Genomic DNA, 16568 nt, shown 5'->3' on the forward strand with positions numbered 1-16568 from the left:
GGCAAGCCGGCTCCTACAGCCAGGCGTTATTTGGGGCTCAGTACCACTGCTTGAAGCGGCGGATGTAGATCGTCTTCATCAGTTGGGCGACGCAGCAGTAGCTGAGCAAGGTGCCCACCAGCCAAGGGAAGTACGCCAGCGGCAGCGGCTGCAGGCCCACCAGAGTGCCCAGCGGCGAGAACGGCACGTAGATCCCCAGTGCGATCACGATGCACGTCATCATCAGCACCGGCCAGGCGGCCGTGCTCTGGAAGAACGGGATCTTGCGGGTACGCAACATGTGCACCACCAGGGTTTGCGAAAGCAGGCCCTCGATGAACCAGCCGGACTGGAACAGGGTCTGCATTTCCACGCTGTTGGCGGAGAACACGTACCACATCAGCGCAAAGGTGGTGATGTCGAAGATCGACGAGGTCGGTCCGATCCAGATCATGAAGCGCCCGATGTTCTTGGCGTCCCACTTGCGTGGCTTGGCCAGGTATTCCTTGTCCATCTTGTCCCACGGCAGGGCCAGCTGGGAGATGTCGTACATCAGGTTCTGCAGCAGCAGGTGGATCGACAGCATCGGCAAAAACGGAATGAACGCACTGGCCACCAGCACCGAGAACACGTTGCCGAAGTTGGAGCTGGCGGTCATGTTCAGGTACTTCATGATATTGCCGAAGGTTTCGCGGCCCTTGAGCACCCCTTCTTCCAGCACCATCAGGCTTTTTTCCAGCAGGATGATGTCGGCCGACTCCTTGGCGATGTCCGTGCCGCTGTCCACCGAAATACCCACGTCAGCATCCCGCAGCGCCGGCGCATCGTTGATCCCATCACCGAGGAAGCCGACGGTGTGTCCGTTGGCTTGCAGCGCCTTGAGCACGCGGGATTTTTGCAGCGGTGTCAGCTTGGCGAACACCGTGCGCTCTTCCACGCGCCGCAACAGGGTGGCGTCGTCCATCGCTTCGATTTCCACACCCAGCAGCGGCTGGCCGGGCTCGAGGCCGACCTGGCGGCAGATCTTGCTGGTGACCACGGCGTTGTCGCCGGTCAACACTTTTACGGCGACGCCGATTTGTTGCAGCGCGGCAATCGCCGGACCTGCGGTTTCCTTTGGCGGATCCAGGAAGGTCAGGAACCCCTGGATCACCAGGTTGCGCTCATCCGCCGTGGTGTACTGCTGACGGGCAAGGGATTTAGGGATATTACGGGTCGCCACCACCAGCACGCGGAAACCGTCCTCGTTGTAGTCGTTGGCCAGGGCCAGCAACTCGTCACGACGGCGATCGTCCAACGGTACGGCCTCACCGGCTTCCATCACGTGCGTGGAAATGCTCAGCATCTCTTCCACTGCACCCTTGCACACCAGCAATTGGTCGCCGGCGGCGTCCTTCACCACAATCGACAGGCGACGGCGCACGAAGTCGAACGGCAATTCATCGACCTTGCTGTAGGCGAACGGCACCTGGAACTTGGGGTTCTGCTCCGAGAACTGCACCACCGCCTGGTCCATCAGGTTTTTCATGCCGCTCTGGTGATAGCTGTTGAGCCATGCCAGGGACAGCACGCTGTCATCCCGTTGGCCATGGGCATTGACGTGGTGCTCCAGGATGATTTTGTCCTGGGTCAGGGTGCCGGTCTTGTCGGTGCACAGCACGTCCATGGAACCGAAGTTCTGGATCGCGTTGAGGCGCTTGACCACCACCTTGCGCTTGGCCATGGCCGTGGCGCCCTTGGCCAGGTTGGCGCTGACGATCATTGGCAGCATTTCCGGGGTGAGGCCGACGGCAACCGCCAGGGCAAACAGGAACGCATCGCCCCAGTCGCCTTTGGAGAAGCCGTTGAGCAGGAACACGATCGGCACCATCACCAGCATGAAGCGGATCAACAACCAGCTGACGCTGTTCACCCCGCGATCAAAGGCGGTTTGCACCCGCGAGCCCACAATCGCCTTGGCCAGGGAGCCGAAGTAAGTGCGCGGGCCGGTGGCGACGACCACGGCTTTGGCGCGGCCGCTGACCACGTTGGTGCCCATGAAGCAGATGTTTGGCAGATCAAGCAGGTTGCCTTGGTCGGCGGCCATGGTCGAGGCGGACTTCTGCGTCACATCACCGAGGGTGTCGTATTTCTCCACCGGCAAGGCTTCGCCGGTCAGCACCGCCTGGCTGATAAACAGGTCGCGGGATTCGATCAAGCGGATGTCGGCAGGGATCATGTCGCCGGCCGACAGCTGCACGATGTCACCGGCCACCAGGTCGCGCATCGGCACTTCCCGCAGGGTCGGTGCGGAGCCTACTTGTTCGCGGCGCAGGACGGTGGCGGTGGTGCGCACCATGGCTTTGAGGGCTTCGGCGGACTTGGCCGAACGGTGTTCCTGCCAGAAGCGCAGCAGGCTGCTGAGCAGGACCATGGTCATGATGATCACGACTTTGGTGGGATCAGCCTCTTCGCCTTCCTGCATCGGCAGCCAGCAGTCGGTGACAAAGCTGATGCCGCCCAGGGTCAGCAACACATAGATGAAGGGGTTGTTCAGTGCCTGCAGGAACTGGACGATGGCGTGCGGCGGCTTGTCATGGGCCACCTCGTTGTAGCCCTCGCGTTGCAGGCGAGCAGAGGCGTCCAGCTCGGTCAGGCCATCCTGGGTGGCCCGCACGTTGGCGAGGGTGGCCGACAGGCCGTTCTGGGCTTCGCGGGCGGCACGCATCGACAGTTTGGTGCTGTCGTCGGTGCCATTTTTCTTGTGCAGAGGCGTGTTTTTTACGGCGCTCATTGTCTGTACTCCTGTCGCCAATTCTCGACAAAACATACCCGGTACTTACCTGAATACAGGCGAGCGAAAGCATGCCGAGCCGCGGACTTCGCGATCGGTTTAAATAAGAGTTTCGATAACTTCTACAGGGCCCGCTTAGTGCGCGTTAGTTATTCGGCGCGCAGCGGGCTACTACTGGATGTATTCATGAAAGAACTCCAGGTTATAGATAAGAAAGTTGCTGTTTCCAGCCGGTTTAAGCTGCGCGAGTGCTCATGTACAGATCGAGCATCAGGCTAGCTTGAACCAGTCTGGAAACGATCGGTCTCTGCGGGTCTTGAGGGTCGGCGTGATCCCAGTGCTGCAGCAGTTGGCCGCTGGCAGGGCAGATACGCCAGTGCGCCAGCGGAGGAGCCGGGCGCACTTGGGGGGAGGGTGCAGCAAAGGTCGAGCGGGTAGGGGAAAAGCCTACGGGCTCGCGGCACAGCTTGGCGCGCAGGGCTGCGGCTAGCGTACGAATATCCGGCAAAACAATGAGTTGAAAGGTCATAACACACCTCGGGACCGGACGGGCGACCGGTGAGGCAGTTACGGTGGAGCATCAAGCTCTAGCGCAGCTTACCGGACCTGGAAGGCGAGTCCTGTCATATTCTGGGTTTGGCGCCCGAAGCCCGCAGAGGCGGTGCTCGGACAGCGACTAGATACTGTGTCCATTGGCTTCTTTTGTGAGGTTTAAAAAAGGCCCCAGTTGCGGGCACGGGCAATCTACTCAGACGGTTACAAAATGTCAACGCATGATTAATTAAATTAACCCATGTTCAGAGTTCATTCAGACAAAGGGCACGGATAAGTTGCATGCCCGATAGAGTTATATACCCAGCGCGGCCAATATCGCCAAGTACAGTAATACCAACCCGCAGGCGCCATAACTGATGCGTTGCCACAGGGGCGACGCCGTGTTGCGCAATACATTCACCAACCCGGCAATCAAAAAACACGACAGCACCGACGCCAGCATGAAACCGGCAAAAAACATCAGCGTCTGCCCATGGCTGGGCGTGGCGCCGACAATGCCGGACAACGCACTGCCGAGCGCGCCCCAATACACAATGTTCTTCGGGTTAGCGAGGGAGATAGCGGCACCCACCGCCAGCGCATTCTGCCCTGAGCGGGCGGGTGCGCTGTCGGCGGCGGGCAAGTGCCATGCGTCGATCAGGCTGCGCAGCCCCAGCCAGGCGAGGTACAGCGCGCACACCACGGTCAGTGGCACGCGCACCGCATCATGCTGGATCAGCAACGCGATGCCGGTCAGGCCAATCACCGCCCATACGGCGTCGCCTACCAGCGAGCCAATCTGCACCAGCAATGCCGGGGTAAAACCGTGGAGCAAGCCCCGGCGCAGCGTCTCTGCCAGCACCGCGCCGGGTGAGAGGCAAAACACAAAACCAAAGACCAATGCGTAGAAAAAGATCGTCAACATGCCTGCTTTCCTTCAAGGGATGGCGGGCAGTGTGAAGAGGGCGCGGGCGGCTGTATTGGACCAGATTGCACGGTTCAACGTTTGAGCACGGCTTGATAGCGCCCAGGCGTGATGCCGTAGGCGGCACGGAAGTGCCGGTTGAGGTGGCTCTGGTCGGCAAAGCCCAGGTCATGGGCCACGTCGCTCGCGGCGGCGCCGTTGCGCAGCAGGCCTTTGGCGCGTCGAGTACGCAACTGCATCGCCCATTGCCGTGGGCTCAAGCCGGTTTCTTTCTGGAAAGCGCGCAGCAGGTGGAATTTGGATAAGCCGAGTTCATCGCCCAAGTGGTCCAGGGGCAGCGATTGATGCAACTGCTCGGCGAGCAACGCCTGGGCGCGGCGGATCAGGTTCTTACCGGGCGCCGTGCTGCCTGGTACACGCACACCGCTGACCGCGACCACTTCACCCAACAGCAGCACTAGGGCTTCTTCATTCAACTCACGAACCAGTGGGTCGCGGCTCAAGGCGCCTTGCACCGCTGAGGCAAGACGCTGCGCCAGTTGCGGTTGGAAACACAGCGAGCGATCGAACTCCAAGTGCACCAAGCCAAGATCGGCCGCCAGCTGATCTGCCGGGGCATACAGGCTGACAAATTGCCAAGGCGCGCCCTCGGCCGCGCCACCGCCCTGAATCTGTCCTGGGTTGTACAAGGTGATGGTGCCCGGGCCGGCCTCAAACTCACGACGGTCGAGCCAGACCTTTTCCTCGCCCACCATGTTCACGCCGATCACGCACTCATCGTGGCTGTGTCGCGCAAAGGACAGGCCGGTGCACGTGGTGCTGGTGACTTCGTAGTTGCCCAGCCAGGCGTGTTGCATGGCGCTCATCGTGTCGGCTCGAGGCAGAATGAACGCCGAGCATAACTAAATACTCAGGCGCAACGCGAGCGCAGCAAGGGTGATCAACAGCACTGGCAAGGTCAGCACTATCCCGACTTTAAAGTAGTAGCCCCAGGTAATGTTGATGCCCTTGCGCGCCAGGATATGCAGCCACAGCAGGGTGGCCAGGCTGCCGATCGGCGTAATCTTGGGCCCCAGGTCGCTGCCGATGACGTTGGCGTAGATCATGGCGTCCTTGACCACGCCTACCGCATGGCTGGCTTCGATGGACAGGGCGCCGATCAACACCGTCGGCAGGTTGTTCATCACCGAGGACAGCAGCGCCGTCAGCATCCCGGTGCCCAGCGCGGCACCCCACACGCCATAACCGGCGAAGTTGTCGAGCCAGGTGGCCAGGTAAGTCGTCAGGCCGGCATTGCGCAGGCCATAGACCACCAGGTACATGCCCAGGGAAAAGATCACGATCTGCCAAGGCGCTTCCTTGAGCACCTTGCGCGTGGAAATCTTGTGACCCTTGGCGGCGATCACCAACAGCAACACTGCACAGGCGGCCGAGATGGCGCTGATGGGAATGCCCAAGGGTTCCAACGCAAAACAGCCCACCAGCAGGATGCCCAGCACCCACCAGCCGGCACGAAACGTGGCGCGGTCATGGATCGCATTGGCGGGGTCATCCAGGTCCGCAGGGTCGTAGGTGGCGGGGATGTCACGGCGGAAGAACCACAGCAGCACCGCCAAGGTGGCGGCGACGCTGACGACGTTCACCGGCACCATCACGGCGGCGTACTCGTTGAAGCCGATCTTGAAGTAGTCGGCCGAGACGATATTGACCAGGTTCGACACCACCAGCGGCAGGCTGGCCGTGTCGGCGATAAACCCTGCGCCCATGACGAACGCCAAGGTGGCGGCCGGCGAAAAACGCAGCGCCAGCAGCATCGACATCACGATAGGCGTGAGGATCAACGCCGCTCCGTCATTGGCAAACAACGCCGACACCAGCGCGCCCAGCAGCACCATGTAGGCAAACAGCCGCCGACCGCGCCCACGCCCCCAGCGCGCCACATGCAGGGCGGCCCAGGCAAAGAAGCCGGCTTCGTCGAGCAACAGGCTGATGACGATCAGCGCGACAAACGTACCGGTGGCATTCCAGATGATGTGCCACACCACCGGGATGTCCGCCAGGCTGATCACTCCGCAGGCCAAGGCCAGGATGGCGCCCATCGTCGCGCTCCACCCGACGCCCAACCCCTTGGGCTGCCAGATGACCAATACGATGGTGAGTAGAAAGATGCCAACGGCTACGAGCATTGAATGTCCCCGGGAAGGATGAAATCGCGTAAGGATTGACCTATGGCATGGCTTTTTAATTCAGCGACAAGTGCCTGAAATTAAAATGAAACACGACTGTCCTAAAGTGCCCGACCATTGGTGATAAAGGAAGTAACCGCGTGACCCGTGCCACTCGCAACCTGCGCAAGACCCTCGATTCCGTCGCGGACAATAACGAAACCGCGGCGTTTGACCTGATGCGCGCCGTCGAAAAACTCGGCGATGAGGTGCTGCGTCAGCGCCTGCTCAATACCATTCACCGGCTCAACCAGGACGCCTACGAGCTGCGCGAAGCCCGCGACGCGGTGGAGCAGGTGTCGGTCAAGCTCGCCTGAGCACGATCGTTCAAGACAAGCCTTTTTTGCACTGGCATGCTTGTCGACTGTTTGTCGATGAGCCGTTTCCATGCCTGCTGCCGTCCCTTTTAACGCCTTTGCTCGTGGCGCTATCGCCGTCATCCCGCTATCCCTGGCCTGCGCGCCGTGGGGACTGCTGGCCGGCTCCATGGCCATCGATGCGCAATTCAGCCCGCTCGAAGCCCAGGGGCTCTCCGCCATCGTGTTTGCCGGCGCCGCGCAATTGGTGGCCATCGGCATGGTCAAGAGCGGCGCCAGCCTGATTTCCATTGTGCTGACCACATTGCTGCTGACCTCCCAACATTTGCTCTACGGCATGCACATGCGCCCCACATTATCGGCGCTCAACACCCGCTGGCGCATGAGCCTGGGCTTTTTGCTGACCGATGAATTCTTTGCACTGGTCAACCACTATGACCGCGAGACCTTCAACCGCTGGTATGCACTGGGTGTAGGCCTGACGTTCTACATCGCCTGGAACCTCTTCACCCTGGCGGGCATTGTGCTCGGCAAAAGCATCCCAGGGCTTGATCAACTGGGGCTGGAGTTCTCGATTGCCGCGACGTTCATCGCCTTGATTACGCCGGTGGTGCGTGACGTGCCGACGGTGGTGTGCGTGGCCGTGTCGCTGCTGTTTTCGGTGTGGCTGAGTTACCTGCACTGGGAGTCGGCCGTGGTGGTGTCCGGGGTGTTGGGGATGAGCGCGGGCTATGCCTGCAAGCGGCTGGGAGTCGGGCAGCAATGATCTACTTCATGATCGTGGCCATGGGCCTGGTGGTATTTTTCAACCGTTACCTGTTTATCGAGCCGCGCCTGCCGGTGCGCCTCAACCGTGGCGCGCGGGAGTTTCTCGGGTTCGCCGTGCCGGGCATGCTGACGGCGATTTGCGGGCCGATCATTTTCCTGGCCGACCATAAGCTCAATCTGAGCCCGGCCAATCCTTACCTGCTGGCGGGCATCAGTGCCGTGGCGCTGATGTTCTGGACGCGCAGCGTGCTGATTACGGTGTTGCTGAGCATGGCGTTGTTCTACCTGTTTCGCTGGTGGCTCTGAACCGCAGGCGAAAAAAAGCCCGCGGGAGAGCGGGCAGAAGGGAGACTTCTTAAAAATGAGCCTGCCGACTATAGGCGGGCCGTTCTCCCTTCACAGTGAAACTAAATTCATTCAGCCGACAGCGTTGCAGCCTCACGCGGAGGCTGCCGGGTCACATCAGCTCTTGGCGTTGAGCTTGCGCAGTTCTTCATAGGTAGCGGACTGTACAAACCAGAACCCGGACACGATGCACCAAGTCAGGGTGCCACCGATCAGGATGGCGAGGCCCGACAGGAAACTCGAACTGAACATTGCCACCAGGCCGATCAGCCAAAGGAAGGCCAGTGCGATGTACAGAACGGAGTTGTTAACGCTGATGACGAAATCTTTCATGACGCTTCCTTGTAGAGGGTTTCCCGTTGATCTCCTCAGTGAGATCAACGCTGGCATCATAATGCCATGTCATCACGCGTACCACCTTTGGCGCAGGGGCTTAGCCATGGATGGCTCCAGGCAAGGTTAATGGTAGAGTCGCGTTTTTTTCCAAGGAAGCGATGGCATGCACAAGCTGGTGATTGGCGCGTTGGTGGTGGCAGCACTGTCCGGTTGCGCGGGCTCGAAGATGAAAGACGCGCGGGCTGGCACGCCCTACAAGACCCTGGCGTCGGACAAGGCCCCTCTGGTGGTTGCCCAATGCGTGCAGTTCGGTTGGCAGGATGAAACGGTGTTCGGCGTCGACGCCGGCGGGTTCAAGGAGCCAATAGAGGCGGGTGGTTTTACCGTCTACACCACCGGTGGCGATTATTTCGTCGACGTGCGCAGCGCCGGTGCCGGCTCCACGGTCAATTACTTTGCAGCCGAGACCAGCATGGTCGCCCAACGTCGCTTGGCGGCCCTCGCAACTTGCCTGTAATCCTTTGCCTTAGTCATATTCGGAAAAACCCGGCGGGACAGCCGCCGGACATTGGCCTATCATTCTCCCGCTCGCTCGACGTGATGGCTCTTTACCAGTACACGGACGTCGAGGCCGAAACGTCGGGCGGGCCTCCTCCTTATTCCCTTTGTTCCAGACGCCACCCCTCGGCGTGCCACGCCAACACGTGGGTCGGCTTGATCGCCTGCATGAACGCTTCATCGTGGGAAACCACCAGCATCGCCCCGCAAAATCCCTGCAACGCCTGTTCAAAAGCCCGCACCGATTCCAGGTCCAGGTGGTTGGTGGGTTCGTCAAGCAACAACAGCTGCGCAGGCACTTCACGCCACAAGGCAATGGCCATGGCTGCCTTCAAGCGCTCGCCGCCGCTCAATTGGCCGCACGGTTGGGTCACACGCGTGGCATCCAGTTGCAGCAAGGCCAGGCGTGTGCGCAGTTCGCCCTCAGCCAAGGGCGTGTCGAGCAGGTTGAGTTGCTCAAGGACACTGCGCTGATCGTCCAATAGCGCCAGGTGCTGATCGATATACGCACTTGAAACCTGCACGGCACATTCGCCACTGACAGCCTGCCAATGGCCCGCGAGCACTTTGAGCAGCGTGGACTTGCCACACCCGTTCGGCCCCTGGATGGCAACACGTACTGGCCCGGCGACGTTAAGCGTGACGTAGCTCGCAGGCGACTGCGGATTCAGCCACGGCAGTTGCGCGTTCTCCAGGGTCAGTACGCTACGGCCGTTGGGCAGTGTCGAGCCGGGCAGGGCCAACAGCGTAGGCGTTTCATCGATCACCCGTTCATAGGCCTGACGCACCTGGGCATCGAGCTGGTTTTTGTGGGCGTGATGGGCGCTGCGCACGGTGCTGACAATTTCCGTGGCGGCACCTTTCCAGCGAGCCTTGGTAAACCGGTCGACGTTGGAGGTCTCCGCATGTTTGCGTGAACGCGCGGCATTGCGTTGCAGGCTGTCGTGGTCTTTTTGCAGGCGCCGCCGTTCGCGGCTGCGCTCCAGGCGGGCATGCTCCAGGGCGGCGACAGCCGCGTGTTGTTCGGTATCGCGCTGCAGGCGATAGGCATCGTAGTTGCCGCCAAACACCCGGGCGCCGAGGGGCGACAGTTCAATGATGCGTTGCAGGGTGTTCAGCAGTTGCCGGTCATGGCTGACCACCACCAATCCGCCGCGCCACGCCTGTAGCAGCCTTAGCAACCAGGTGCGCCCGGCGCTGTCGAGGTGGTTGGTGGGTTCATCCAGGATCAGCAGTTGCGGCGCGGCCAGCATTGCCCCGATCACCGCGACCCTGGCCAATTGGCCGCCGCTGAGTTGGTCGGCGGGTGTGTCGGCGTCCAGTTGTGTCAGGCCCGCCGCATCCAGCGCTGCGCGCAGGCGATCGGCAAGGTCCCAGCGGTCGTCGATCAGGTCCAGGTCAGCGGCCTGCGCTTGACCGCATGCCATGCGCTCAAGGGCCGCCAGCGTCGTGGCGGTCCCGGTGATGTTCGCGATGCTTTCGCCGGGTTGAACGGCCAGCGTCTGGGCCACGTAGGCCACCGCCGCCGTGCCCTCTACCGTGCCCGAGGAGGGCGCCAGGCGGCGGGCTATCAACTGGGCCAGGATACTTTTACCCAGGCCATTACGGCCGACAATGCCGGTGGATGTGTGATCGATTGACAGGTCAAGGTCTTCCAGCAAGGTCTCGCCATTGGCGAACTGGAAGCAAACGTGGTGCAGGGAAACGAGAGCGGGCAGCCGTTTGACGTGAGTCATCAGCACCTCCAAAAAAATGTCCAACAGGCCAACAAGCGCGCCGTGCGACTTGTCGCAGATACATTTTGGAAGGCTTAGTTGTTCACGTTTGCGGTCGTCCCGTGAGTCAGAAGGGAAGCAGAGGCTAACCCAGCTTGGCGCGCTTGGGCAAGTCGGCGGCCAGTTGCTCAAGGAACATCGCCAGAGCGACTTCCTCGGCTTTCAAACCCTTGCGCACCCGAGGCTTGGGCAGCCTGGACAATTCACCCAGGCTGAAATGCTCCAGCACGGCCGGATGGATGTAGCACTTGCGGCACACCGCAGGGGTATTGCCCAGTTGCTTGGCGACGGCCTTGACCGTGGTGACCACATGCCGTTTGGCGTCCGATTCGGGCTGCCATTCCAGTTCGCGCAGCACCGCCAGTGCGAGCGCGGTACCGGCCCAGGTGCGGTAGTCCTTGGCGGTGAAGTCTGCGCCCGTGAGCGTATGAAGGTAGGCGTTGACGTCGTGGGAACTGACGGTATGGCGCTCGCCCTGTTCATCCAGGTATTGAAAGAGGTTCTGCCCCGGCAGCTCCAGGCAGCGTTTGACCACGGTGGCCAAGCGGCGGTCTTTAACGCTGACCTGATGTTCAACGCCGCTCTTGCCGCGAAACTGGAACAGAATCTCGCTGCCCTTGATGTCCACATGGCGGTTGCGCAGGGTGGTCAGCCCATAGGATTTGTTGTCGCGGGCGTATTGGGTATTGCCGACGCGGATCAACGTGGCGTCGAGCAGCATCACCACCGTGGCCAGGACTTTCTCGCGGGTGAAACCAGGCTCGGCGATCTGTGCTTCCAATTGCTTGCGCAGCTTGGGCAGGGCTTGTCCGAATGCCTGCAAGCGCGCGTACTTGTCACTGTCGCGTACTTCGCGCCAGCGCGCATGGTAACGGTACTGTTTGCGGCCTCGGGCGTCACGGCCGGTGGCTTGCAGGTGGCCGCGCGGGTCGGCGCAGATCCACACATCGGTATAGGCCGGCGGCACCGCCAGCGCATTGAGGCGCTGGATTTCGTCCGCGTCAGTAATACGCGTGCCTTTGGCATCGAAGTACTGGAACTTGCCGCGCAAGGTTTTGCGACGGATACCCGGCTGGGTGTCGTCGACGTAATGCAGGTCGCGGGGCAGGTCGGCAAGCAATGCAGAGTCGGGCATGGTGCAACTTCCTTGGCAACGGATCAGGCCGGTATGTCTGATGGACCGCACGGGTGTGCGGTCGTGCCAAAAAGCTTTGCTAGGCCAGTACCGCCACCGCCTTGATCTGTGCCCACAGCACTTGGCCGGCGTGTAGCTGCAACTGGTCGCGGGAGAAGCGGGTGATGCGCGCCAGCAACGGCGTGCCACCTGCCTCCAGGCGCACCAGCACATGGGCGTTGTTGTCGGCGGTGATGTCCTGGGTGACCGTCACCGGCAAGCGGTTGAGAATGCTGCTGTGCTCTTCGGCCTGCAGGTTGAGGCTCACATCCCGGGCCTGGACCTTGACCCGCAGTTGCTTGCCCAGCGCCAACGGCGCGTGGGCCACGCGTATCTGCAGGGCGCTGTCGGGCAGTTGCAGGGTGAGCAATTGATAATCGGCGTCATAGGCGCAGACGGTGCCGTTGACCACCACGCCGGCGTCGTCGCCCAGGGCCATGGGCAGGTCGAGCCGTGCCAGGGTTTCGCCGATCGGCCCGCTGGCCAGGGCCTTGCCGTCGCTGAGCAACACGATGTGGTCGGCCAGCCGCGCCACTTCGTCCTGGGCATGGCTGACATACAGCACCGGGATGTCCAGTTCATCATGCAGGCGTTCAAGGTACGGCAGGATCTCGCCCTTGCGCTTGCTGTCCAGGGCGGCCAGTGGCTCATCCATCAACAGCAATTTTGGGCTAGTGAGCAACGCACGGGCGATGCCGATGCGCTGGCGCTCGCCACCGGACAAGTGCTGCGGGTGACGATCCAGCAGGTGGCCGATCCCCAGCAATTCGGTGGCTTGGGCCATGTCCACCCGGCGTTGCTCGGGTTTGATGCGCTTGAGGCCGAACTCCAGGTTGGCCCGCACCGACAGGTGCGGAAACAGGCTTGCCTCCTGGAACACATACCCCAGGGCGCGCTTGTGCGGTGGCACGAACAGGCCGCTGCGGCTGTCTTGCCAGATTTCGTCGTTGATCTGGATAAAGCCGTCTTCGGCGCGCTCCAGCCCGGCGATGCAGCGCAGGCAGGTGGTCTTGCCGGAACCCGAGTGACCGTACAACGCGGTCACGCCACGGCCGGGCAGGTGCAGGTCCACGTCCAGCGAAAAGCCTGTGTAGTTCAAGTTGAGGCGTACATCGATCATCGCGGTCAGCTCCAGCCCATCTTGGATTTACGGCTGGAATACAACGCCAGCAACACGAGGAACGCGAACACCACCATGGAGCCGGCCAGCCAGTGGGCCTGGGCATATTCCATGGCCTCGACATGGTCGTAGATCTGCACCGAGACCACGCGGGTCTTGTCGGGAATGTTGCCGCCGATCATCAGCACCACGCCAAATTCACCGACGGTGTGGGCAAAGCCGAGAATCGACGCGGTGATGAAGCCGGGGCGGGCCAGGGGCAGGATCACCGTGAAAAACGTGTCCCACGGGTTGGCGCGCAAGGTCGCGGCCACTTCCAGGGGGCGCGTGCCGATGGCGGAGAAGGCGTTTTGCAACGGCTGCACCACAAACGGCATGGAATAGATCACCGAGCCAATCACCAGCCCGGCAAAGCTGAAGGTCAGGGTGCCCAGGCCCAGCCATTGGGTGAACTGGCCGAAGTAGCCGTTGGGCCCCATGGTCAACAGCAGGTAAAAGCCGATCACCGTGGGCGGCAGCACCAGCGGCAAGGCGACGACGGCCCCGATGGGGCCGCGCCACCAGGAGCGGGTGCGCGACAGCCACAGGGCAATCGGAGTGCCGATGACCAGCAGGATCACGGTGGTCAGTGACGCCAGTTTGATGGTCAGCCAGATAGCGGAAAAATCGGCACTCGACAGGGGCATTTACAGCTCGTAACCGTAGGATTTGATAACCGCGGCGGCTTTTGGCCCCTTGAGGTATTCAACCAGTGCCTTGGCAGCGGCGCTGTCTTTGCCCTTGTTGAGGATCACCGCGTCTTGTTTGATCGGGTCGTGCATCGAAGCCGGCACGATCCAGGCCGAGCCGCTGGTGACTTTGCCGTCTTTATAGATCTGCGACAAGGCCACGAAGCCCAACTCGGCATTGCCAGTGGAGACGAACTGATAGGCCTGGGTGATGTTCTGGCCTTCGACGATCTTGTCCTTGACCTTCTCGGTCAGGCCTTCTTTGGCCAGCACTTGGGTGGCGGCCAGGCCGTACGGCGCGGCTTTCGGGTTGGCGATGGAGAGGTGCTTGAATTCGTTCTTCTTCAGCACGTCGCCTTTGGCATCCACGTAGCCTTCTTTGGCCGACCACAGGGCCAAGGTGCCGACGGCGTAGGTGAAGCGCGAGCCTTTGACGCTGTCGCCTTCGGCTTCGAGTTTCTGCGGGGTGGTGTCGTCGGCGCTGAGGAACACTTCGAACGGCGCACCGTTCTTGATCTGGGTGTAGAACTGCCCGGTGGCTCCGTACGCGGCGACCAGCTTGTGGCCGGTGTCTTTTTCAAAGTCGGCGGCGATGGCCTGGATCGGTGCGGTGAAGTTGGCGGCCACGGCCACCTGTACTTCATCGGCCTGGGCCGAACCGAACGCGAAGGCGGCAATCAGGGTCGCCAGGGCCGTGGGGGCCAGGCGTGAGGCGCGAATCATCATGAAGCAGCTCCTTAGGGTTGTACGGCTTGTTATAGGTAGAAGGCTTAACCGCTATGTATGGGAATATATAGCGGTTGGCCATTGCCGGTACAGTGCAAAGTTGCCCCACGTGTCAGATCTAGTTGAGCTTGGCCAACGCCTGCTCGGCCAACTGACGTGTCAGGTCATACGTTGAAATATCCTTGCCCAGGCGCAGCGCCTGGCCCGACCACAGGTTGCTGAAGCCCGCTTCATCCTTGGCCTTGAGTGGCATCAGGGCGCCACCGGACGTGGGGAAGGCCGGCGCTGCCGGGTTGATCGCGCCCAGTTCACGCATCACCCGATTGACGATGCCCCGTGCCGGGCGGCCGGTGAACAGGTTGGTCAGCGCGGTTTCGCTGGCCTGGGCGTGGCGCAGCGCGTAGTGATGGGACGCGGTGACATTGGCCTCGGGGGTAAACAGGTACGCGGTGCCGATCTGCACCGCCGACGCGCCCAGGGCGAAGGCCGCGACGATACCGCGTGCATCACCGATACCGCCGGCAGCAATCACCGGCACGGCGACGGCGTCGACTATTTGCGGCAACAGGGCGAACAAACCGATCTGGGTATTGAGGTCGTCACTCAGGAACAGGCCGCGATGGCCACCGGCTTCAAGGCCCATGGCGATGATTGCGTCGCAGCCATGTTGCTCCAGCCAGATCGCTTCTTCTACGGTGGTCGCCGACGACAGCACCTTGGCGCCGGTAGCTTTTACCCGGTCCAGCAAGGCTTTTTCCGGCAGGCCGAAGTGAAAGCTCACGACCTCGGGACGAAATTGTTCCACTACCTGGCAAGCAGCCTCGTTGAACGGCGCGCGGTTGGACACTGGGGTTGGCGCGTCAAAATCGACGCCCAATTCGCGGTAGTAGGGTTCCAGCAATGCCTTCCAGCGTCGGTCACGGGCTTCGTCGGGCGCCGGTGGCTGGTGGCAGAAGAAATTCACGTTGATGGGCCGCGTGCTGGCCTGGCGGATGGTGGCCAACGCCTCGCGCAATTGCTCGATGCTCAAGGCTGCGGCGGGCAGTGAACCCAGTGCGCCGGCGTTGTTCGCAGCAATGACCATGGCGGTGGTCGTGCCCACGGCCATGGGGGCCTGGATGATGGGCAGGTCGATGCCCAGCAGGTCAAGAATGCGCGTGTCTGGCCAGGTGCTCATGGGTTGCGTCTCCAGCGTGAGTAAGACTTTTCGCTGTTTTAGCAGGGCCCCTGGCACCCGGCCAGTCTGTTTTATTCACTGGACGAGTACGGCGTTTCGTGCAATGCCATCAGTCGATGGCATGCCCCAGTACGGCATGGATGCGCTGGGCGATGTGGGCCGCATGGGTTTCCAGAGCAAAGTGGCCAGTGTCCAGTAACTCGACCACGGCGTTGGCGTTGTCACCCGCGTAGGCGTGGGCGCCCGGTGGAATGAAGAAGGGGTCGTTCTGGCCCCAGATCACCAGCGTCGGCACCTGGCTGGCCTTGAAGAACGCCTGTAACGTCGGGTACAGCGTGAGGTTGTTGCGGTAGTCGAGGAACAGGTCGAGCTGGATCTCATCGTTGCCCGGACGCTGCATCAACAGCACATCCAGCATGTACGACTCCGGCGCGACCAGCTCGGGCTGGCTGACGCCATGCAGGTACTGATAGCGCGTGCCTTCGAGGCTGATCACCGCATGGCGGATCACTTCGCGATTGGCCTGGGTCGGCTCGGCCCAGTATTGGCGAATCGGCGCCCAGGCATCCCCCAGGCCTTCGAGGTAGGCGTTGCCGTTTTGCGAGACCAGCGCACTGACCCGCTGCGGATGCGCCACGGCCAACCGCAGCCCGACCGGAGCGCCGTAGTCGAAGACGTACAAGGCGTAACGGCTCAATTCAAGCGCATCGACAAAGTGCCCGACGGTCACGGCCAGGTTGTCGAAGCTGTAGTGGTAGTCGCGCTCGGCAGGCACCTCGGTGAAGCCAAAACCTGGCAAATCCGGCGCGATCACGCGGTAGCGGTTGGCGAGCAGGGGAATCAGGTCACGGTACATGTGGGACGAACTGGGAAAACCGTGCAGCAGCAACATGACCGGGGCCGCTGGGTCGCCGGCTTCACGGTAGAACATGCGCACGCCATCGACATCGACGTGCTGGTAGCGAATCACAGGGGCTTGGGTAGACATGATGAAGGCGCCTTTTGTAACTTGATAAAGTGTGTTTACGGGTTAGCTGTTTTTAAAGCTGCGCTCAAACATGTAACCTGTCAACGTAATTATTCAGGTTAGATTTTCGTCTCTTGTAAC

General features: G+C 61.4%; 17 protein-coding genes. 4 read left to right on the plus strand and 13 right to left on the minus strand.

From position 1 onward, the window contains the following. Window positions 1–37: 37 nt before the first annotated feature. The 5 genes from mgtA to HX803_RS11710 all read right to left on the minus strand — a co-directional run bounded on the left by mgtA (window position 38) and on the right by HX803_RS11710 (window position 6397). A complete protein-coding gene (mgtA, locus tag HX803_RS11690) occupies window positions 38–2752 on the minus strand; it encodes a magnesium-translocating P-type ATPase (protein ID WP_178920711.1) in 2715 nt (904 codons plus the stop codon). A 235-nt stretch (window positions 2753–2987) separates the two neighbouring features. Continuing rightward, window positions 2988–3281, minus strand: coding sequence for a hypothetical protein (locus HX803_RS11695; protein ID WP_178920713.1), 294 nt, complete (start codon window positions 3279–3281; stop codon window positions 2988–2990). Window positions 3282–3599: 318 nt separating this feature from the next. Beyond that, window positions 3600–4211, minus strand: coding sequence for a LysE family transporter (locus HX803_RS11700; protein WP_178920715.1), 612 nt, complete (start codon window positions 4209–4211; stop codon window positions 3600–3602). 74 nt (window positions 4212–4285) lie between these two features. Next, window positions 4286–5077, minus strand: coding sequence for an AraC family transcriptional regulator (locus HX803_RS11705; protein ID WP_178920717.1), 792 nt, complete (start codon window positions 5075–5077; stop codon window positions 4286–4288). A gap of 36 nt (window positions 5078–5113) precedes the next feature. Beyond that, window positions 5114–6397, minus strand: a complete 1284-nt coding sequence (locus tag HX803_RS11710; RefSeq protein ID WP_178920719.1) for an arsenic transporter — start codon at window positions 6395–6397, stop codon at window positions 5114–5116. A gap of 140 nt (window positions 6398–6537) precedes the next feature. Between HX803_RS11710 and HX803_RS11715 the strand changes: the two genes are divergently transcribed. The 3 genes from HX803_RS11715 to HX803_RS11725 all read left to right on the plus strand — a co-directional run bounded on the left by HX803_RS11715 (window position 6538) and on the right by HX803_RS11725 (window position 7827). Continuing rightward, the gene (locus HX803_RS11715) at window positions 6538–6753 is read left to right on the plus strand and encodes a hypothetical protein (protein ID WP_016969776.1); all 216 of its coding nucleotides are present in this window, start codon (window positions 6538–6540) and stop codon (window positions 6751–6753) included. A 70-nt stretch (window positions 6754–6823) separates the two neighbouring features. Next, on the plus strand, window positions 6824–7519 hold the full coding sequence (locus HX803_RS11720; RefSeq protein WP_178920721.1) for an AzlC family ABC transporter permease: 696 nt from the start codon (window positions 6824–6826) through the stop codon (window positions 7517–7519). Then, entirely contained in the window at window positions 7516–7827 is a 312-nt protein-coding gene (locus HX803_RS11725) for an AzlD domain-containing protein (RefSeq protein ID WP_178920723.1), read from the plus strand. The genes HX803_RS11720 and HX803_RS11725 overlap by 4 nt, the downstream gene beginning before the upstream one ends. Window positions 7828–7983: 156 nt before the next feature. Here the strand turns inward: HX803_RS11725 and HX803_RS11730 are convergent, their stop codons facing one another. After that, the gene (locus HX803_RS11730) at window positions 7984–8199 is read right to left on the minus strand and encodes a hypothetical protein (protein ID WP_178920725.1); all 216 of its coding nucleotides are present in this window, start codon (window positions 8197–8199) and stop codon (window positions 7984–7986) included. A 166-nt stretch (window positions 8200–8365) separates the two neighbouring features. On the opposite strand from HX803_RS11730, the gene HX803_RS11735 reads away from it, so the two are divergent. Then, window positions 8366–8719, plus strand: a complete 354-nt coding sequence (locus tag HX803_RS11735; RefSeq protein ID WP_176996009.1) for a hypothetical protein — start codon at window positions 8366–8368, stop codon at window positions 8717–8719. A 139-nt stretch (window positions 8720–8858) separates the two neighbouring features. On the opposite strand, the gene HX803_RS11740 is transcribed toward HX803_RS11735, so the two are convergent. The 7 genes from HX803_RS11740 to HX803_RS11770 all read right to left on the minus strand — a co-directional run bounded on the left by HX803_RS11740 (window position 8859) and on the right by HX803_RS11770 (window position 16448). Then, complete coding sequence (locus HX803_RS11740) at window positions 8859–10496, minus strand: ABC-F family ATP-binding cassette domain-containing protein (protein ID WP_178920727.1); 1638 nt, start codon at window positions 10494–10496, stop codon at window positions 8859–8861. 124 nt (window positions 10497–10620) lie between these two features. Further along, a complete protein-coding gene (locus tag HX803_RS11745) occupies window positions 10621–11670 on the minus strand; it encodes a DNA topoisomerase IB (protein WP_178920729.1) in 1050 nt (349 codons plus the stop codon). Window positions 11671–11749: 79 nt separating this feature from the next. Beyond that, window positions 11750–12829 (minus strand): molybdenum ABC transporter ATP-binding protein, encoded by a 1080-nt coding sequence (gene modC / locus HX803_RS11750; RefSeq protein ID WP_178920731.1) that lies wholly within the window; start codon window positions 12827–12829, stop codon window positions 11750–11752. Between the two features lie 5 nt (window positions 12830–12834). Then, entirely contained in the window at window positions 12835–13515 is a 681-nt protein-coding gene (modB, locus tag HX803_RS11755) for a molybdate ABC transporter permease subunit (protein ID WP_120448673.1), read from the minus strand. Continuing rightward, complete coding sequence (gene modA / locus HX803_RS11760) at window positions 13516–14283, minus strand: molybdate ABC transporter substrate-binding protein (RefSeq protein ID WP_178920732.1); 768 nt, start codon at window positions 14281–14283, stop codon at window positions 13516–13518. A 118-nt stretch (window positions 14284–14401) separates the two neighbouring features. Continuing rightward, entirely contained in the window at window positions 14402–15460 is a 1059-nt protein-coding gene (locus HX803_RS11765) for a nitronate monooxygenase family protein (RefSeq protein WP_178920734.1), read from the minus strand. Window positions 15461–15569: 109 nt separating this feature from the next. After that, entirely contained in the window at window positions 15570–16448 is an 879-nt protein-coding gene (locus HX803_RS11770) for an alpha/beta fold hydrolase (protein WP_178920736.1), read from the minus strand. Window positions 16449–16568: the final 120 nt, after the last annotated feature.

The organism is Pseudomonas sp. P7548, from assembly GCF_013386585.1.
Lineage (GTDB): Bacteria > Pseudomonadota > Gammaproteobacteria > Pseudomonadales > Pseudomonadaceae > Aquipseudomonas.